The organism is Myxococcus faecalis, assembly GCF_050039385.1.
Classification (GTDB): domain Bacteria; phylum Myxococcota; class Myxococcia; order Myxococcales; family Myxococcaceae; genus Myxococcus; species Myxococcus fulvus.
The window spans coordinates 9,230,682-9,252,558 of record NZ_CP144336.1 but is presented as its reverse complement, the minus strand read 5'-3'; the positions used below and the strand labels follow the sequence as shown (position 1 = coordinate 9,252,558).

Genomic DNA, 21,877 nt, shown 5'->3' with positions numbered 1-21,877 from the left:
CGAATAAATCAGACAGGGGCATTCGCTTGCCTTCCGCCAGCAATCAGCACCGGTCCCCCTCGGGCCGGCCTCATTCCCGTTGTGTCACATCCGGCCAGCGGCGCTTCTGGTTCCTGGACCAGTTGGAGCGCCACAATCCCTTCCACAATCAGCTGGTCTCGCTGGAACTTCACGGGGTGGTTGAACCGTCCGAGCTGATGCGACGTCTCGCGGCCTTGACCCTGCGACACGACATCCTGCGCGCGCGATTCACGGCGCACGAAGGACAGCCGTTGCAACAGATACAGCTGGAGCAGCCTCCGGCGTTCCGCCAGGTGGACCTCCAGGGTCTCCCGCCCGCCGAGCGCGAGGCCCGGGAGGCGGCGCTCGCGAGCGAGGAGGCGCTGCATCCGTTCGACCTGGAGACCGGGCCGCTGCTCCGCGCGACGCTGGTGAAGCGGGACGCGGCGGCGCACCTGTTGCTTTTGTCATTCCATCAGATGGTCTGCGACGCGGGCTCGGTGCCGGTGCTGGTGGAGTCGCTGGCGGCGGTGCTCAGCGGGCGCGACGACGTGGCGGGGCCGTACGTGGAGGTCGCCGAGCGGCAGCAGCAGTGGCTGCGCTCGGCGGAGGCGAAGCAGCAGGTGGAGGCGTGGCGCGTGGCGCTGGACGGCGCGCCCCAGGTGCTCGCGCTCCCCACGGACCAGGCGCGGCCGACGGTGCAGACGTACAACAGCGCGACCGGGCGCCAGGGCGTGCCGCTGGAGCTGACGCGCCGGCTGGAGGCGCTCGCCCGGGCGGAGGGCGCGGACCTCTTCGACGTACTGCTCGCGGCGCTCCAGGCGGTGCTGTATCGCTACACCGGGCAGGAGGACCTGTGCATCGGCACGCCGTCGAGCCTGCGTGAGCCGTCCGAGCGCGGCGTGCTGGGCTGGTTCGGGAACATGCTCGTGCTGCGGGGGCATCCGCGGGCCGCCACGTCGTTCCGCGAGCAGGTGTCCCAGGCGCGCCGGACGCACCAGTGGGCGCTCGCGCACGCGGCCGTGCCGTTCGAGCACCTGGTGGAGACGCTCCAGGTGGAGCGCAGCCTGGTCTACACGCCCTACTTCCAGGTGACGCTGGAGCTGGAGTCCGCCCCGCCCCTGTCGTTCGAGACGCCGGGCGTGAGCGTGCGGCAGCTCCCGCTGGAGAGGCGCTTCGCGCGGTATGACCTGTCGCTGACGGTGACGCCTGGACCGGCGGGGCTGGAGCTGGCCTTCACCTACAACGCGGACCTGTTCCACGCGGACACCGTGCGCGGGCTGCAGGGACACCTGCTCAACGTGCTGCGACACGCGGTGCAGGCGCCGGAGACCCGGCTGGGTGAGCTGTCGCTGTTGTCCGCGGAGGAGCTGGAGCGGACGCTCCGGACGTGGAACGAGACGACGGCGGCCTACCCGCGCGAGCGGCTCATCCACGAGCTCATCGCCGAGCAGGCCCGCCTGCGGCCCGACGCGGTGGCCGTCACGCATGGCGAGGGGCGCCTCACGTATGGCGAGCTGGAGCGCCGCTCGAACCAGATGGCCCACGCGCTGAGGGCGCGGGGCCTGGGGCCGGGGCGGCTCGCGGGCATCTGCGTGGAGCGCTCGCTGGAGATGCTCGTCGGGCTGCTCGGCATCCTGAAGGCCGGCGGCGCGTACCTGCCGCTGGACCCGACGTATCCCCGGGAGCGGCTGCGCTACATGCTGCGCGACTCGGGCGCCGCGCTGCTGGTGACGCAGGAGCGGCTCGTGGAGCGGCTGCCGTCCCAGGACGTGCCCGTGCTGGTGCTGGAGCAGCAGGCCCTGGACGCGCTCAGCGCCGAGCCGCCCCTGGTGCGCATGACGTCCGAGCAGCCGGCGTACGTCATCTACACCTCCGGCTCGACGGGCAAGCCCAAGGGCGTGCTGCTGTCGCACCGGGGGCTGGTCAACCACGTCACCTCGCTCCAGGGGACGTACCAGCTCACCGCGGAGGACCGCATCCTCCAGTGCACGTCCATCAGCTTCGACATCTCGCTGGAGGAGATCTTCCCCACGCTGGCCACGGGCGCCACGCTGGTGCTGCTGCCCTTCGAGCGCCTGCCGTCCGTCGCCGAGTTCCTGCGCATGGTGGAGCACGAGCGTCTGACCGTGCTGAACGTGCCCACGGCGTACTGGCACGAGTGGGTCACCGACGCGACGCTCCGACAGGCCCAGCCTCCGCCGGACGTGCGGCTGGTCATCGTGGGCGGAGAGCGCGCGGCGCCGGAGCAGCTCGCCGCGTGGCGCGCGCTCACGGGGGAGCGGCTCGGGTGGTTCAACGCCTATGGCCCCACCGAGGCCACCATCACCTCCACGCTCTTCGCGCTGCCGCCCGGCGCCCCCACGCCCGGCGCGCACCTGGGCATCCCCATCGGCCGGCCCATCGCCAACACGCGGGTGTACCTGCTGGACGCGAACGGACGCCCCGTGCCCGTGGGCGTGCCGGGTGAGCTCTACATCGGCGGCGATGGCCTGGCGCACGGCTACCTGGGCCGACCGGAGCTGACCGCCGAGCGCTTCGTGCCGGACGCGTTCAGCGGCGAGCCGGGCGCGCGCCTGTACCGCACCGGGGACCTGGCCAGCCAGTCGCCGGACGGGCAGCTGCGCTTCCTCGGGCGCGTGGACCACCAGGTGAAGGTGCGCGGCTTCCGCATCGAGCTGGGGGAGCTGGAGGCGCACCTGATGGAGCACCCCGCGGTGCGCGACGCGGTGGCGGTGGCGCGCGAGGACTCGCCGGGGCAGCCCCGGCTGGTGGCCTATGTGGTGCCCTCGCCCCCGGGCGAGGCGTGGGGTGACGCCATCGACGAGCAGGAGCTCAACGACGAGCAGATCTCCCAGTGGCAGACGCTCTACGACGACGCCTACCACCGCGCCGCCGACGAGGAGGACGGCGAGTTCAACACCGCGAGCTGGAACAGCAGCTACACGGGCCAGCCCATCACGGCCGAGGAGATGCGCGAGTTCGTGGACCACTCGGTCCAGCGCATCCTGGACCTGAAGCCCCGGCGGGTGCTGGAGATTGGCTGCGGCACGGGCCTGTTGCTGGTGCGAATCGCGCCGCACTGCGAGCACTTCACCGGCGCGGACTTCGCGCAGGGCGCGCTCAAGGGCCTGCAGCGATTCGTGGACAAGATGTCGCCGAAGCTCGGCTCGGTGGCGCTCCTGCACCGGGGCGCCGAGGACTTCACGGGCATCGAGCCCGGCTCGCACGACACGGTGGTCATCAACTCCGTGCTCCAGCACTTCCCCACGGTGGACTACCTGGTGAAGGTGCTCGAGGGCGCGGTGGCCACGGTGGGCGAGCGGGGCCGCGTCTTCGTGGGCGACGTGCGCAGCCTGTCGCTGCTGGAGTCCTTCGCGCTCTCCGTGGAGCTGTTCCGGGCGCGGGACACGCTGCCGCTGGAGCAGCTGTCCCAGGCCGTCCGGCGGCGCGTGTCGCTGGACAACGAGCTGGTGGTGGACCCGGCGTTCTTCCTCGCGCTGCGCGCCCACCTGCCCCGCATCCAGCGGGTGGACCTGTGGCCCAAGCGCGGCCAGCACCACAACGAGCTGACGTGCTTCCGCTATGACGTCGTGCTGCACGTCGGCGACGCGGCCGAGGCCGTGGACCCGTACGCGGGCACGGTGCTCGACTGGAAGCGCGACGGGCTCAGCATGGCGAAGCTGCGTCGGAGGCTCGAGACGGAGCGGCCCGAGCAGCTCGCGGTGACGCGCATCCCCAACGCGCGCCTCACGGAGGTGCGGCGGGCCCGCGAAATCCTGGAGCGCGACGAGCGGCCCTCGACGGTGGGAGAGCTGCGCGCCGAACTGCGCAGCCAGCCCGAGCCCGACTGCGTCAACCCGGAGGAGCTCTGGGCCCTGGAGGCGGAGCTCCCCTACGCCGTCAGCCTGCACTGGTCCGGCGGCGAGGAGGACGGCGCCTTCGAGCTGCGGCTCCTGCGGCGGGGCGCGGTGGCGCCGCCGCTCACGCCGTCCACCGAGCGGGCCTTCGTGGCGAAGCCGTGGCGCGCGTACACGAACCAGCCGCTGCAGGCGGCGCTGACGCGGCAGCTGGTGCCGCTGCTCCAGGAGCACCTCAAGCAGCGGGTGCCCGAGTACATGGTCCCCTCGGCCATCCTCAGCCTGGATGTCCTGCCGCGCACGCCCAACGGCAAGGTGGACCGCAAGGCGCTCCCCGCCCCCAGCCAGGCGACCCTCGCGCGGCAGGTCGAAGCGGAGGCGGCGCGGACGCCGGTGGAGGAGCTGCTGGCCGGCATCTGGGCGGAGGTGCTCGGAGGCAACGCCTTCGGACTCCACGACAACTTCTTCGAGCTGGGTGGCCACTCGCTGCTCGCCACGCAGGTCATCTCGCGCGTGGGCCGGGCCTTCGGGGTGGAGCTGCCCCTGCACGCGCTGTTCGAGACGCCCACGCTTCGCGGGCTCGCGGAGAAGGTCACCCAGGAGCTGAGGACCCGGCGGGGCGTGAGCATCCCCCCCGTTCGCGCGGCGGCCCGGGGCGACACCGTCCCCGCGTCCTCCGCGCAAGCACGGCTGTGGTTCACGCAGCGGATGGACCCGACGGGGGTCTCCTACAACACGCCGTTCGCCCTGGAGCTGAAGGGGCGGCTGGACGTCCCCGCGCTGGAGAAGAGCCTCCAGGCGCTGGCGCGACGCCACGAGGCGCTGCGCACCACCTTCCGCGAGGTCGACGAGGCGCTGGTCCAGGTCATCCACGCGTTCGAGCCTAAGCCCCTGCCCGTGGTGGACCTGGGCGGGCTGCCCGAGTCCAAGCAGGAGCAGCGGCGCCAGGAGACGCTGGACGCGAACATCCGGACGCCGTTCGACCTGGAGCACGGCCCGCTGCTGCGTCAGGTGCTCATCCGCATGGGCGAGGAGGACCACCTGCTGCTGCTGACCCTGCACCACATCGTCTCCGACGGTTGGTCCATGGGCGTGGTCGTCCAGGAGCTGGGCCGGCTGTACGCGGCGCTCCGGGATGGGCTGGAGTCACCACTGGAGGAGCTGACGCTCCAGTACGCGGACTATGCCCTGTGGCAGCGGCAGTGGCTCCAGGGAGAGACGCTGGAGCGGGGGCTGGCGTACTGGAAGCAGCAGCTCGGCTCGTCGTCGGGCGAGCTGGTGATGCCCACGGACCGCCCGCGTGCCTCGGCGACGCACCACCGCTCCGCCATCCAGCGGGCCCGGGTGAGCGCGGCGCTGGTCGCACAGCTCGACGCCCTGTGCCGTCGTGAGGGCGTCACCCTGTTCATGACGCTGCTGGCCACCTGGAACATCCTGCTGAGGCGCTACAGCGGACAGGTGGACATCAACGTCGGCACGCCCATCGCGAACCGGCACCGCGCGGAGATCGAGGGGCTGGTCGGCTTCTTCGTCAACTCGCTCGTCCTGCGCACGGACATGTCGGACGCGCCCTCGTTCCGCGCGCTGATGCACCGGGTGCGAGACGCCGCGCTGGAGGCCTACGCGCACCAGGACATCCCCTTCGAGCGCATCGTCGAGGCGGTGAGCCCGGAGCGCCGGTTGGACCAGCATCCGCTGTTCCAGGTGATGTTCGCGCTGCACAACGCGCCGCTCCAGCCGCCGACGTTCGACGAGCTGAGCATGTCGTTCGAGGAGCTGGGCACGGGCACGGCCAAGTTCGAGCTCATCCTCACGACCGAGCAGGACGGGTCGGAGCTGGACCTGGCGCTGGAGTACGACACAGACCTGTACGACGCGGCCACCATCGAGCGCATGCTGGGCCACTTCCAGACCCTGCTCGCCTCCGCCGTCCAACACCCGGGCGTCTCCATCACCGCGCTCCCGCTCCTCACCGACGCCGAGCGCCAGCAGCTCCTCGTCGACTGGAACGCCACCTCCACCGACTTCCCCCGGCACCAGTCCATCCACCAGCTCTTCTCCGAGCAGGCCCGGGCCACGCCGGAGGCCATCGCGCTCCACTTCGGTGAAGAGGTCCTCACCTACGCCCAGCTGGAGGCGCGCGCCAACCAGCTCGCCTGGCACCTCCAGTCCTTCGGCGTCCGTCCGGACACGCTCGTCGGCCTCTACCTGGAGCGCTCCCCCACGCTCATCACCGCGATGCTCGCGTGCCTCAAGGCGGGAAGTGCCTATCTGCCGCTGGACACGTCCTATCCCCCTGAGCGCCTGGCCTTCATGCTCCAGGACGCACGGGCGCCGCTCCTCGTCACCACCGAGGCCCTCTCCGCCAACCTCCCCGTCCCGAGCGGCGTGCACGTCATCGAGCTCGACTCGGATGAGCGCGCCATCTCGCGGCAGCCCACGCGGGCCCCCGCGACGGAGACGGCCCCGTCGAACCTCGCGTACGCCATCTACACGTCGGGTTCGACGGGTCAGCCCAAGGGCATCGTCGTCCCCCACCTCGGCGTCGTGCGCCTCGTGCGCGACTCCAACTTCGTCCAGCTCTCCGCGGCCGACCGCATCGCGCAGATCTCCAACGCCTCCTTCGACGCCGCCACCTTTGAAATCTGGGGTGCGTTGCTCAACGGCGGCGCGCTCATCGGTGTCCCTCGCGACGTCTCGCTCTCACCTTCGCTCTTCGCCGAGTACCTGCGTCGCGAGCGCATCTCCGCCCTCTTCATCACCAGCGCCCTCTTCACGCAGATCGTCCACCAGGTCCCCGACGCCTTCGCCACGGTGTCCACCGTCCTCTTCGGCGGGGAGATCGCGGACACGGGGGCCGTGCGCTCCGCCCTCCTCGGCGGACCTCCCCAGCGGCTCATCAACGCCTACGGCCCCACGGAGAACACCACCTTCAGCACGTGGCACCTCATCTCGCGGGCACCTCCGCCGGGCCACGCGGTGCCCATCGGCATCCCGCTCTCCAACTCCACCGTCTACGTGCTCGACGAGGCGCTCCAGCCCGTGCCCATCGGTGTCCCGGGTGAGCTGTACCTGGGCGGCGAGGGCCTGGCGCGCGGCTACCTCCACCAGCCCGCGCTCACCGCGGAGCGCTTCGTCGCCCATCCCTTCGAGCCCCAGGCCCGGCTCTACAAGTCGGGCGACATCGTGCGCTGGCTGCCGGACGGCCACCTGGAGTTCGTCGGCCGACGCGACCACCAGGTGAAGATTCGCGGCTTCCGCATCGAGCTGGGCGAAATCGAGGCCGCGCTCACGCGGTCCCCGGACATCGACGAGTGCGTTGTCCTGGCGCGCGAGGACAGCCCCGGAGACCGGCGGCTCGTCGCCTACTTCACGTCGTCGCGGGCCCCGGCCGTCCCGGAGCTTCGCGAGCGGCTCAAGGGCTCGCTGCCGGAGTACATGGTCCCGTCCGCCTTCGTCCGCCTGCCCAGCCTGCCCCTCACGCTCAACGGCAAGGTCGACCGGAAGGCGCTCCCCTCACCCGACGGAATCTCCGCGCCCACCGACAGCTACGTCGCGCCGCGCACGCCCATCGAGGAGCTGCTCGCCAACCTCTGGGCCCACCTGCTCTCGGTCCCCCGTGTCGGCGTCGAGGACAACTTCTTCGACCTGGGCGGGCACTCCCTGCTCGCCACGCAGCTGCTCTCCCGCATCCGCGCGAACTTCGGGAAGGAGCTGCCGCTTCGAGCCCTCTTCCAGAACGCCACGGTGGCGGGACTCGCGCAGCTCTTGTCCTCGCCCATGGAGGACACGGAGACGGGCCCCCTGGTGCCCATCTCGCGCGACCAGGAGCTGGAGGCCTCGTTCGCGCAGCAGCGCCTGTGGCTCGTCGACCAGCTCGAGCCGGGCAGCTCGTTCTACAACGTCCCCATGGTGCTCCGCGTGAAGGGGCCGCTGCAGCCGCGAGTGCTGGAGCAGGGCCTGGATGCGCTCGTGCGCCGCCATGAAGCGCTGCGCTCCACGTTCGAGCACCGGGGTGGACGGCTCCTGGTCCAGGTGGCCGAGGACGCCCCCGGGCACACCCTCCCCCTCGTCGACCTGACCCACGTCCCGGCCGAGGAGCGGGAAGCGCGGGCACGACAGCTCATCGAGACCGAGGGCCAGCGTCCGTTCGACCTCGCCCGCGGCCCGCTGCTGCGCACCCTGCTCGTCCGCCTGGGCGAGACCGAGCACCTGCTGCTGCTGACGGTGCACCACATCATCTCGGATGGATGGTCGCTGACGGTCCTCTTCCAGGAGCTCGGGACCTGCTACGAGGCCTTCGCCGCCCACGAGACGCCGAACCTCCCGCCGCTGACCATCCAGTACGCGGACTTCGCGCACTGGCAGCGCAAGTGGCTGCAGGGCTCGGTCCAGCAGACGCAGCTCGACTACTGGAAGAAGCAGCTGGCCGGAGCGCCCGCGCTGCTGGAGCTGCCCACGGACCGTCCTCGCCCCGCCACCCAGCGGCACCGGGGCGCCACGCGGTGGTTCAACCTGGAGGCCCCGCTGGTCGAGGCGCTGCGCAAGCTGAGCCGCCAGGAGGGAACCACGCTGTTCATGACGCTGCTCGCGGCGTGGCAGACCCTGCTGTCCCGCTACAGCGGGCAGGTGGACATCAGCGTCGGTACTCCCTTCGCCAGCCGCAATCGCGCGGAGCTGGAGGGGCTCATCGGCTACTGCATCAACTCGCTGGTCATGCGCACGGACCTGTCTGGTGCGCCGTCGTTCAAGGAGCTGCTGCGCCGCGTGCGCGAGGTGGCGCTGGATGCGTACGCGCACCCGGATGTCCCCTTCGAGCAGGTCGTCGAGGCGCTCCAGCCCCAGCGGGACCCGCGCTACACGCCGCTCTTCCAGGTGATGTTCAACCTCCAGAGCATCTCCACGACCCCGCTGTCGATTCGCGGCTGCGAGGTCCACCCCGAGGAGGTCCAGACGGGCGCCGCCAAGTTCGACATGCTGATGGCACTGGAGGAGACCTCCACCGGCATCGTCGGCGAGTTCGAGTACGACACGGACCTGTTCGACGCGACCACCATCGAGCGCATGCTGGGCCACTTCCAGACCCTGCTCGCCTCCGCCGTCCAACATCCGGGCGTCTCCATCACCGCGCTTCCGCTCCTCACCGACGCCGAGCGCCAGCAGCTCCTCGTCGACTGGAATGCCACCTCCACCGACTTCCCCCGGCACCAGTCCATCCACCAGCTCTTCTCCGAGCAGGCCCGGGCCACGCCAGAGGCCATCGCGCTCCACTTCGGTGAAGAGGTCCTCACCTACGCCCAGCTGGAGGCGCGCGCCAACCAGCTCGCCTGGCACCTCCAGTCCTTCGGCGTCCGTCCGGACACGCTCGTCGGCCTCTACCTGGAGCGCTCCCCCACGCTCATCGTCGCGATGCTCGCGTGCCTCAAGGCGGGAAGTGCCTATCTGCCGCTGGACACATCCTATCCCCCTGAGCGCCTGGCCTTCATGCTCCAGGACGCACGGGCGCCGCTCCTCGTCACCACCGAGGCCCTCTCCGGGAAGTTCCCGGTCCCCGATGGCCTGCACGTCATCGATCTCGACTCCGACGAGCGCGCCATCTCCCGGCAGCCCACGACGGCGCCCACGACGAACAGCGCGCCGTCGAACCTCGCGTACGCCATCTACACGTCGGGCTCGACGGGCCAGCCCAAGGGCATCGTCGTCCCCCACCTCGGCGTCGTGCGCCTCGTCCGCGGCTCCGAGTACATCCAGCTGTCCTCCCAGGACCGCGTCGCCCAGGTCTCCAACGCCTCCTTCGACGCCGCCACCTTTGAAATCTGGGGTGCGTTGCTCAACGGCGGCGCGCTCATCGGTGTCCCTCGCGACGTCTCGCTGTCCCCCTCGCTCTTCGTCGAGTACCTGCGCAACGAGAAGGTCTCCGTCCTCTTCATCACGACCGCGCTGTTCAACCAGCTCGCGAACCAGGTCCCGGGCGCCTTCACCACGCTGTCCACCGTGCTCTTCGGTGGCGAGAACGTCGACGCCGGCGCGGTCCGATCCGTCCTCCTCGGCGGTCCCCCCTCGCGCCTGCTCCACGTCTACGGGCCCACGGAGAACACCACCTTCAGCACGTGGCATCTCGTCCCCCGGGCCCCCCTGCCCGTGCACTCGGTGCCCATCGGCGTCCCGCTCTCCAACTCCACCGCCTTCGTGCTCGACGACGCGCTCCAGCCCGTGCCCGTCGGTGTCCCGGGTGAGCTGTACCTGGGTGGCGAAGGCCTGGCGCGCGGCTACCTCCGCCAGCCCGAGCTGACCGCGCAGCGCTTCATCCCGAACCCCTTCGCGACCGGGGGCCGGCTCTACAGGTCGGGCGACATCGTGCGCCGGTTGCCGGATGGCCATCTGGAGTTCGTCGGCCGACGCGACCACCAGGTGAAGCTCCGTGGCTTCCGCATCGAGCTGGGTGAAATCGAAGCCGCCCTGCTCTCGCAGCCCTCGGTCGACGCGTGCGTCGTCATCGTCCGCGAGGACGTGCCGGGAGACCGGAGGCTCGTCGCCTACTTCACCTCCACGCAGCCGCCCTCCAGCACGGACCTGCGCGAGAGCCTCAAGCGCTCGCTGCCGGAGTACATGGTCCCGTCGGCCTTCGTCTGTCTCGCGGCCCTGCCGCTGTCCCCCAACGGCAAGGTCGACAAGAAGGCGCTCCCGTCGCCCGACGCGGAGGGCTCGCGGACCGATGACTTCGTCGAGCCCGGCTCTCCGGTGGAGAAGGTCGTGGCGGAGCTGATGGCGGAGATCCTCAACGTCTCACGCCTCGGCGCGCACGATGACTTCTTCACGCTGGGCGGCCACTCCCTGCTCGCCACGCGCTTCATCTCCCTGGTCCAGGAGATCCTCCAGGTCACCGTCCCGCTGCGAGTCCTCTTCGGGAATCCGACGGTCGCGACCTTCTCGGAGGCCCTCCTGAATCCCCCGGCGGACCGGGAGGAGCTGCTTCGCACCGCGGAGCTGGTCCTCTCGCTGTCGTCCCAGCCCGACGAAGCGGCCCTCGACTGAGCGCCGCGCCTCTCTTCGAAGAACGAGACCTTCATCCATGAGCAAGTTTTCGGACCGCATCCTGAACGCCAAGGCCCGGGCGTCGCTCGCCGCGCTCAAGAAGGACGCGCCCGCGCAGCAGGCCATCACGCCGAACACCTCGCGCGGCAATCAGGTCGCGCTGTCCTCCGCGCAGCGTCGGCTCTGGTTCCTCGACCGCCTGGAGCCGGGTCAGGCGCAGTACAACGTGCCGGTCTTCGTGCGCCTCCAGGGGCCGCTGGATGAACGCGCCCTGCGCGCGGCCCTGAACCAGCTGCTGCGCCGCCACGAGTCGCTGCGCACCTGCTTCACCGTCCAGAGGGACGAGCCCCTCCAGCTCATCGCGGAGGAGCTGTCCCTGGACCTCCAGGTCGTCGACCTCGGCGGCCTGTCCGAAGTGGAGCGCGAGCAGCGCCTCCGGGACCTCGCGACGGAGGAGTCTCGCAAGCCGTTCGACCTGAGCCAGGCCCCGCTCGTCCGAGCCACCCTGCTGCGCGTGGCCCCCGAGGACCACGTCCTGCTCCTGGCGATGCATCACATCGTCTCGGACGGCTGGTCGATGTCCGTCTTCTTCTTCGAGCTGGGGGCGCTCTACAGCGCCCTCCGGCTGGGCACCGAGCCCTCCCTTGCTCCCCTCAAGCTCCAGTACGCGGACTTCGCGCTCTGGCACAACGAGTGGCTCCGGAGTGACGCCGTCCGTGAGCAGCTCGAGTACTGGAAGAAGCAGCTCGCCGGAGCGCCGCCGCTGCTGACGCTGCCCACGGACCGCCCGCGCCTGCCAGTGAAGCGCCACCAGGGCCGGGCGGCGCGGTTCTCCATTCCGCTGGATGAGGTGAACGCGCTCAAGAAGCTGGGCCGCGAGGAGCGGACCACGCTCTTCATGACGGTGCTGAGCCTGTTCAACGTCCTGATGCGCCGCTACGCGGGCCAGACGGACGTCTGCGTGGGGACGCCCATCGCCAACCGCAACCGTCCGGAGCTCGAGGGGCTCATCGGCTTCTTCGTCAACACGCTCGTGCTCCGCACGGACCTGTCCGGCGCGCCAACCTTCCGACAGCTCGTCCAGCGCGTGCGCGAGGTCTCGCTCGGCGCCTACGGGCACCAGGACCTGCCCTTCGAGCACGTGGTCGAAGCGCTCCACCCCGAGCGCAACCTGGGCCAGAACCCGCTGTTCCAGGTGATGTTCTCGCTGCAGGAGTCCGCCACCGCGTCCGCGTCGCTCGATGGGCTCACGCTCACCACGCTGCCAGTGGAGACGGGCACATCGAAGTTCGACCTGTTGATGGCGTTGGAGGAGACGCCGTCGGGTCTCACGGGAGAGCTGGAGTACGACACCGACCTGTTCGACGCGGCCACCATCGAGCGGATGCTGGGGCACTTCCGGACCCTGCTCAGCGCCGCCGCGACGCAGCCCGACACCTGCATCACCCAGCTGCCGATGCTCACGGAGGCGGAGCGGCAGCAGCTCTTGGTCGACTGGAACCACACATCCACCGACTTCCCGCGCCAGCATTGCATCCATGAGCTGTTCTCCGCCCAGGCCTATGCCTCGCCGGATGCCATCGCGGTCCGCTTCGGAGACGAGTCGCTCACCTACGCTCAGTTGGAGGCCCAGGCCAATCAGCTCGCGTGGCACCTCCAGGGCCTCGGTGTCGTCCCCGATACGCTGGTCGGGCTCTACCTGGAGCGCTCGCCGTCGCTCATCGTCGCGATGCTCGCGTGCCTCAAGGCCGGCGGGGCATACCTCCCGCTGGACACGTCGTATCCGGCGGAGCGCCTCTCGCTCATGTTGCGGGACTCTCGCGCGCCCATCCTGCTGACCTCACGCGCGCTCGCGGGAGCGATTCAAGCGCCCGAGGGAGTCCGCGTGCTCGGCTTGGAGGAGCTCGCGCCGACGCTCGTGAAGCTGCCCACGCGCGCGCCCTCGACGCTCACGACGCCCTCGAATCTGGCGTACGCCATCTACACGTCGGGCTCGACGGGCCAGCCCAAGGGCATCCTCGTCCCCCACCTCGGTGTCGTCCGCCTCGTCCGCGACTCCGACTACATCCAGCTGTCCTCCCAGGACCGCGTCGCCCAGGTCTCCAACGCCTCCTTCGACGCCGCCACCTTTGAAATCTGGGGCGCCCTCCTCAACGGCGCGCTCCTCGTCGGCGTCCCCCGCGACGTCTCCCTCTCTCCGCCTCTCTTCGTCCAGCACCTGCGCAACGAGAAGGTCTCCACCCTCTTCCTCACCACCGCCCTCTTCAACCAGCTCGCCCACCACGCGCCCGACGCCTTCTCCTCCCTCTCCACCGTCCTCTTCGGCGGGGAACTGGTCGACCCTGACGTCGTCCGCGCCGTCCTCCTCCACGGCCCTCCCTCCCGCCTGCTCCACGTCTACGGGCCCACCGAGAACACCACCTTCAGCACCTGGCACCTCATCTCTCAGGCGCCCGCGCCGGGCCACACCGTCCCCATCGGCAGGCCTCTCGCCAACTCCACCGCCTTCGTCCTCGACGGTGCCCTGCAGCCTGTCCCCGTCGGTGTCCCCGGCGAGCTCTACGTCGGCGGTGACGGCCTCGCCCGCGGCTACCTCCACCAGCCCGGACTCACCGCTGAGCGCTTCGTCGCTCACCCCTTCAAGCCCCAGGCTCGCCTCTACAAAACCGGAGACCTCGTCCGCCTCCTCCACGACGGCTCCATCGAGTTCCTCGGCCGCTCCGACTTCCAGGTGAAGATTCGTGGCTTCCGCATCGAGCTGGGCGAAATCGAAGCCGCCCTGCTTCGCCACCCCTCCCTCAACGACTGCGTCGTCCTCGCCCGTGAGGACTCTCCCGGCAACCGTCGCCTCGTCGCCTACTTCTCCTCCTCCTCTCCTCCCTCCTCCGCCGAGCTGCGCGACTTCCTCAAGCGCTCCCTCCCGGAGTACATGCTCCCCTCCGTCTTCGTCTCCCTCCCCTCCCTGCCCCTCTCTCCCAACGGCAAGGTCGACAGGAAGGCGCTTCCCTCTCCAGACGGAGTGGCCGACGCCTCCGACTCCTACGTCGCGCCTCGCTCTCCTCTCGAAGAGCTCCTCGCCAACCTCTGGGCTCAGCTCCTGTCGCTTCCCCGCGTCGGCGTCGACGACAACTTCTTCGACCTGGGCGGCCACTCCCTCCTCGCCACCCAGCTCGTCTCTCGCGTCCGCGAAACCCTCCGCCTCGAGCTTCCCCTCCGCGACCTCTTCGCCAACCCCACCGTCGCCTCCCTCTCCCGCGTCCTCTCCGCCTCTCTCTCCGGCGCCCAGTCCCCCATCCTCCCTTCCCTCAGGGACTCTCGCCTCCCCCTCTCCTTCGCCCAGCAGCGCCTCTGGCTCATCGACCAGCTCCAGCCTGGCAGCGCCGCCTACAACGTCCCTCTCGCCATCCACCTCTCCGGCGAGCTCTCCCTCCCTGCCCTCCAGCGCGCTCTCGACGCCCTCATGGCGCGCCACGAGTCCCTCCGCACCTCCTTCGCCCTCCACGACGGCCAACCCTTCCAGCTCATCGCGCCGTCTCTCCCGCTGCCATTGACGTGTGTGGACCTGCGGCAGGTTCCCGTCGACGAGCGTGAGGAGCGACTCACGCAGCTCTCCGAGGAAGCGGCGCGACTGCCGTTCGACCTGAGCCAGGGACCGCTGATTCGAGCCGCCCTGCTTCGCGCGGACGACAGGAAGCACATCTTGCTGCTGACGATGCACCACATCGTCTCGGATGGCTGGTCCATGGATGTGCTCTTCCGCGAGCTGAACGCGCTCTACACCGCGTTCACCCGTGACGAGCCCTCGCCCCTGTCCGCGCTCCCCATCCAGTACGCGGACTTCGCGGTGTGGCAGCGTCAGTGGCTCCAGGGCGAGCGGCTCGATGCCCAGCTCTCATACTGGAAGGAGCAGCTCGCGGGTGCGCCGCCGTTCCTGCCGCTGCCGACGGACTTCCCGCGCCCCGCCATCCAGACGTTCCGGGGCGCGGTCGCGAGACGCACCCTGCCGCTGTCGTTGCTCGACTCGCTCAAGCGGCTGAGCCGGAAGGAGGGCACCACCCTCTTCATGACGCTGCTCGCGGGCTTCCAGGTGCTCCTGCGCCGCTACAGCGGACAGACGGACATCACCGTCGGAACCCCCATCGCGAACCGCAACCGCGCGGAGCTCGAGGGGCTCATCGGCTTCTTCGTCAACTCGCTGGTGATGCGCACCGACGTGTCCGGTGCGCCATCCTTCCGCGAGCTGCTGCGTCGCGTCCGCGAGGTCGCGCTCGGAGCCTATGCGCACCAGGACGTCCCCTTCGAGCAGGTCGTCGAAGCCCTGCAGCCCGAGCGGGACCCGAGCTACTCACCGCTCTTCCAGGTGATGTTCGCGCTCCAGAGTGGCGTCGAGCAGTCGCCGCCCACATCGGCCTTGTCGATGGAGTCGAGGGAGCTTCGGACGCACACGTCGAAGTTCGACCTCATCGTCGCCACGGTGGAGGGCTCCGAGGGGCTGGACTGCGCGGTCGAGTACAACACCGACCTCTTCACCCCGGACACCATCCACCGGATGCTGGGGCACTTCCAGACGCTGCTCACCGCTGCGGCGGAGCAGCCGGACACCCGCATCACCGGGCTCCCGCTCCTCACGGAGCCCGAGCGGAACAAGGTCCTCCTCGACTGGAACAAGACCTCCACCGAGTTCCCCCGGCACGGCTGCATCCATGAGCTGTTCTCCGTGCAGGCGCGAGCCACACCCCACGCGCTCGCGGTCCGCTTCGGAGACGAGTCGCTCACCTACGCGCAGTTGGAGACCCAGGCCAACCAGCTCGCGTGGCACCTCCAGGGCCTCGGTGTCGTCCCCGATACGCTGGTCGGCATCTACCTGGAGCGCTCGCCGTCACTCATCGTCGCGATGCTCGCGTGCCTCAAGGCCGGTGGGGCGTATCTGCCGCTGGACACGTCGTATCCGGTGGATCGCCTCTCGTTCATGCTCCGGGACGCGCGAGTCCCCATCCTCGTCACCACACAGGCGCTCTCCGGCAAGCTCTCCTCCGAGAGTGGGGTCCACGTCGTGGCGATGGACACGCAAGCGGAGGTGCTCGCCCGGCAGCCCCCCCGCGCGCCGCCCACTTCGACACAGCCTTCGCATCTGGCGTACGCCATCTACACGTCGGGCTCGACGGGCCAGCCCAAGGGCATCCTCGTCCCCCACCTCGGCGTCGTCCGTCTCGTCCGCGACTCCGACTACATCCAGCTGTCCTCCCAGGACCGCGTCGCCCAGGTCTCCAACGCCTCCTTCGACGCCGCCACCTTCGAAATCTGGGGCGCCCTCCTCAACGGCGCGCTCCTCGTCGGCGTCCCTCGCGACGTCTCCCTCTCTCCGCCTCTCTTCGTCCAGCACCTGCGCGGTGAGAAGGTCTCCACCCTCTTCCTCACCACCGCCCTCTTCAACCAGCTCGCCCACCACGCGCCCGACGCCTTCTCCTCCCTCTCCACCGTCCTCTTCGGCGGGGAGCTGGTCGACCCTGACGTCGTCCGCGCCGTCCTCCTCCACGGCCCTCCCTCCCGTCTGCTCCACGTCTACGGGCCCACCGAGAACACCACCTTCAGCACCTGGCACCTCATCTCTCAGGCGCCCGCGCCGGGCCACACCGTCCCCATCGGCAGGCCTCTCGCCAACTCCACCGCCTTCGTCCTCGACGGTGCCTTGCAGCCTGTCCCCGTCGGTGTCCCCGGCGAGCTCTACGTCGGCGGTGACGGCCTCGCCCGCGGCTACCTCCACCAGCCCGGACTCACCGCTGAGCGCTTCGTCGCTCACCCCTTCAAGCCCCAGGCTCGCCTCTACAAAACCGGAGACCTCGTCCGCCTCCTCCACGACGGCTCCATCGAGTTCCTCGGCCGCTCCGACTTCCAGGTGAAGATTCGCGGCTTCCGCATCGAGCTGGGCGAAATCGAAGCCGCCCTGCTTCGCCACCCCTCCCTCAACGACTGCGTCGTCCTCGCCCGTGAGGACTCTCCCGGCAACCGTCGCCTCGTCGCCTACTTCTCCTCCTCCTCTCCTCCCTCCTCCGCCGAGCTGCGCGACTTCCTCAAGCGCTCCCTCCCGGAGTACATGCTCCCCTCCGTCTTCGTCTCCCTCCCTTCCCTGCCCCTCTCTCCCAACGGCAAGGTCGACAGGAAGGCGCTTCCCTCTCCGGACGGAGTGGCCGACGCCTCCGACTCCTACGTCGCGCCTCGCTCCCCTCTCGAAGAGCTCCTCGCCAACCTCTGGGCTCAGCTCCTCTCGCTCCCCCGCGTCGGCGTCGACGACAACTTCTTCGACCTGGGCGGCCACTCCCTCCTCGCCACCCAGCTCGTCTCTCGCGTCCGCGAAACCCTCCGCCTCGAGCTTCCTCTCCGCGACCTCTTCGCCAACCCCACCGTCGCCTCCCTCGCCCGCGTCCTCGCCGCCTCTCTCTCCGGCGCCCAGTCCCCCATCCTCCCTTCCCCCAGGGACGCTCGCCTCCCCCTCTCCTTCGCCCAGCAGCGCCTCTGGCTCATCGACCAGCTCCAGCCTGGCAGCGCCGCCTACAACGTCCCTCTCGCCATCCACCTCTCCGGCGAGCTCTCCCTCCCTGCCCTCCAGCGCGCTCTCGACGCCCTCATGGCGCGTCACGAGTCCCTCCGCACCTCCTTCGCACTCCACGACGGCCACCCCTTCCAGCTCATCGCGCCGTCGCAGTCCCTGCACCTGGCCCTGTTCGACCTCTCCACCCAGCCGAACGCCGATGAGACGGCGCGCGCGCTGGCGGTGGAAGAAGCTCAGCGCCCCTTCAACCTCGCCCAAGGCCCTGTCATCCGCGCGACGCTGCTGCGGACCGCGCCTCAGCGCTACGTGCTGCTGCTGACGATGCACCACATCGTCTCGGATGGCTGGTCCCTGGAGGTGCTCTTCCGCGAGCTGAGCGCGCTCTACACCGCGTTCACCCATGACGAGCCCTCGCCCCTCGCGCCGATGGCCATCCAGTACGCCGACTTCGCCGTGTGGCAGCACCAGTGGCTGAACGGTGAACGGCTCGATGCTCAGCTCGGGTACTGGAAGGAGCAGCTCACGGGCGCGCCGTCCTTCCTCCCGCTGCCGACGGACTTCCCGCGTCCTCCCTCCCAGTCCTTCCGTGGCGCCGTCGAGAGCATCACGCTGCCGCCCGCGCTCCTCGAATCGCTCGTGCGTCTCAGTCGGAAGGAGGGCACCACCCTCTTCATGACGCTGCTCGCGGGCTTCCAGCTCCTGCTCTCACGCTACTCGGGGCAGGACGACATCAGCGTCGGCACGGCCATCGCGAATCGCCACCGCGCGGAGCTGGAGGGCCTCATCGGCTTCTTCGTCAACTCGCTGGTGATGCGCACGCGCCTGTCCGGCGAGCCCACGTTCCGCGAGCTGCTGCGTCGCGTGCGTGAGGTGTCCCTGGGTGCCTATGCGCACCAGGATGTCCCGTTCGAGCAGGTCGTCGAGGCGCTCCAGGTTCCGAGAGACCCTCGCTACTCGCCGCTCTTCCAGGTCCGCTTCAACCTGCAGGACAGCCCCTATGGCCACCTGAAGATGGCGGGGCTCGACGTGTCGATGCTCGAGACGGAGTGGAACTACACCAAGTTCGACCTCCACCTCTTCATGAGCGAGGCCGCCGAGGGTCTGCAGACGTCCTTCGCGTACAGCACGGACCTCTTCAAGCCGGAGACCATCCGCCGGATGCTCGGCCACCTGGGCCAGCTGTTGGAGAACATCGCGGCCAACCCGGATGTGCCCATCAACTCCGTGTCCATGCTGACGCCGGAGGAGCAGCGGCAGCTCGTCCGGTGGAACACGGCCCCCGCGCTGGAGTCGCCCGCGACGTGCTTCCACGCGCGGTTCGAGCAACAGGCCGCCGCCACACCGGACGCCACGGCGCTGGTCTCCGAGGACCGGTCCCTCACCTATCGACAGCTCAACGAGCGCGCGAACCAGCTCGCCGCGCAGCTGCAATCGCTCGGCGTGGGACCGGACCGCGTGGTGGGCCTGTACCTGGAGCGCTCGCTCGACCTGCTCGTGGGCCTGCTCGCCATCCTCAAGGCCGGCGGCGCGTACCTGCCGATGGACCCGGGGCTCCCGCGGGAACGACTCGCGTTCATGATGTCGGACCAGCGCCTGCCCGTGGTGCTCACGCAGGAGTCCCTCCGCGCGTCGATTCCTCCCGGTGAGGCGCACGTCTTCTGCGTCGACTCACAATGGAAGGAGCTTGAAGGACGGCCTCGCGAGAATCCGCCGCTCACCGTCGAGCCGCGGCACCTCGTCTATGTCATCTACACGTCCGGCTCCACGGGCCGGCCCAAGGGCGTGGGCATCACGCACGGCAACCTGAGCCACTACCTGTCGGGCATCGCCCGCGTCCTCGACGTGCCTCCAGGGCTTCGCTACGCCACGGTGTCCACGTTCGCCGCGGACCTGGGGAACACCATGGTCTTCCCGGCGCTCGCCACGGGCGGAGCGCTCCACATCATCTCCGACGAGCGAGCCTCGAACCCCGAGGCCATGGCCGAGTACATGCACTCGCGGAGCATCGACTGCCTGAAGATCGTCCCCTCGCACCTGACGGCGCTGCTCACCGCGTCCCGTCCCGAGCACGTCCTGCCGGGACAGCGGCTCGTCCTGGGCGGCGAGGCGTCGCGATGGGAGCTGATGGAGCGGGTGCAGACCCTGGCTCCGGAGTGCCGGGTCATCAACCACTACGGTCCCACCGAGACGACCATCGGTGTGTTGACCTGGGCGGTGCCACCGCGGCTGGCCTCGAAGCCCGCGCCCACCGTGCCGCTCGGCTTCCCCATCGGGGACACCACCACGCACGTCCTCGATGCCCACCGGCAGCACGTCCCCGTCGGTGTGCCGGGGGAGCTGATCATCGGCGGACCGGGTGTGACGCGCGGCTATCTGGGACGGCCCGAGCTCACCGCCGAGCGCTTCGTGAGGTTCGGTGAGGAGCGCGTCTACCGGACGGGAGACGTGGTGCGGCGGCTCCCGGATGGAGCGCTCGAGTTCCTCGGCCGCATCGACCATCAGGTGAAGATTCGCGGCTTCCGCATCGAGCTGGGGGAGATCGAAGCCATCCTCTGCCAGCAGCCCGAGGTGCGTGACGCGGTGGTGCTCGCGCGCGAGGACGACGTGGGCACGAAGCGGCTCGTCGCGTATCTCGTCTCGCACCCGGGCCAGACGCTCGCGACCGAGCCGCTGCGCGAGCGGCTCGCCCAGCAGATGCCGGAGTACATGGTGCCGGCGGTCTTCATGGTGCTGGAGGCGCTGCCCCTCACGCCCAACGGCAAGGTGGACCGCAAGGCGCTGCCCGAGCCCGTGAGCCCCAGCGCTCCGAAGCCGGAGGAGGCGCAGGCGCCCCAGTCGCCGACGGAGCTGCTCCTGGCGGACATCTGGAAGCAGGTGCTGCGCGTGGAGCACGTGAGCCCGGCGGACAACTTCTTCAAGCTGGGGGGCGACTCCATCCTGAGCATCATGGTCGTCGCCAAGGCCATCCAGGCCGGGTTGCAGCTCACGCCGCTGGACATCCTGGAGTGCCAGAGCCTCGCGGAGCTCGCCGCGCGCGTGCGCAGCCCCGAAGAGGCCGCTGACGAGCAGACGGTGTCCGGGACCTTGCCGCTCACGCCCATCCAGAATCGCTTCTTCGAGCTGTACCCGACGGAGCGGCACCACTGGAACCAGGCGTTCCTGTTCGAGGTGCACCAGCGGCTGTCGCCCGCGCAGATGGAGGAGGCGGTGCGCAAGCTGATGCGGCACCACGACTCGCTGCGCCTGCGCTTCGTGCAGGGCTCCGCGGGGTGGGAGCAGTCCTACGCCGGACCCGACGTGCCGGTGCCGTTCAGCCACCACGACTTGAGCGCGCTGTCCGCGAGCCAGCGGGTCCAGGAGCAGGAACGGCTGTCGACCTCGCTCCAGAAGAGCCTGGACCTGTCCGCGGGGCCGCTCATGCGGGTGGCCTTCTTCGACTGGGGGCGCGAGGAGCCTGGGCGGTTGCTGCTCATCGTCCACCACCTGGCCACGGATGGGATTTCGTGGCGGGTGTTGATGGAGGACCTGCAGACGCTGTGGGAGCAGCTCGGCGCCGGGAAGGCGCTCCAGCTTCCGCCCAAGAGCACGTCGTATCAGGCGTGGGCGCGGAAGCTGTCGGAGTACGCGCAGTCGGACAAGGCTCGGCGGGAGCTGCCCACGTGGACCTCGGAGGTCTACGGCCGGGTGGCGCCGATTCCCCGGGACTTCGCGGAGGGGCAGAACCTCGAGGGCTCGACACGACTGGTGGAGGGTGCGCTGACCCAGGAGGAGACGCGCGTGTTGCTGCACCGGATGCGTGACGTGCACGGCGTCAACGTGGACCACGTGTTGCTCGCGGCGCTGGTGCGTGCGCTCACGGAGTGGACGGGCCGCACGGCCCATCTGCTCGAGCTGGACAACCACGGCCGCGAGTCGATTCTGGAGGGCGTGGAGCTGTCACGCTCCGTGGGTTGGTTCACGGCGCTGAGCCCCGTGGTGGTGGAGGAGCCCGCGGGAGCCTCCGCGGGCGCGCTGCTCCAGTCGGTGAAGGAGCAGCTCCAGGCGGTGCCCAACCGCGGCGTGGGCTTCGGGGTGTTGCGCTACCTGAGCCGGGACACGGCGGTGCGAGAGCAGCTCGCGCGGCTGCCGAGGACCGAGGTGTGCTTCAACTACCTGGGCCACTTCGACCTGGTGCGCTCGGGCAACGCACCGCTGCGGCCCGCGTCGGAGTCCGTCGGGCCCGAGCGGGCACCGGCTGGCCCGCGCTCGCGCGTCCTGGACATCACGGCCTACGTCTCCGAGGGCACCTTCCACCTCGCGTGGGCCTACAGCGAGAACCTCCATGCGATGGGCACGCTCGAGAAGCTGTCCTCGGCGTACCTCACGCACCTGAGGGCCCTGCTCGCCACGGCGGGGGCAGCGTAGCCCTGAGGAGGGCCTCGTCACCGGGGCC

2 protein-coding genes are annotated in these 21,877 nt (G+C 70.0%); both read left to right on the top strand.

The features are described from left to right. Positions 1-122 precede the first annotated feature (122 nt). On the top strand, positions 123-10,895 hold the full coding sequence (locus VZQ01_RS37105; RefSeq protein ID WP_426746012.1) for a non-ribosomal peptide synthetase: 10,773 nt from the start codon (positions 123-125) through the stop codon (positions 10,893-10,895). A gap of 37 nt (positions 10,896-10,932) precedes the next feature. Beyond that, a complete protein-coding gene (locus VZQ01_RS37100) occupies positions 10,933-21,849 on the top strand; it encodes a non-ribosomal peptide synthetase (RefSeq protein WP_426746011.1) in 10,917 nt (3,638 codons plus the stop codon). Positions 21,850-21,877: the final 28 nt, after the last annotated feature.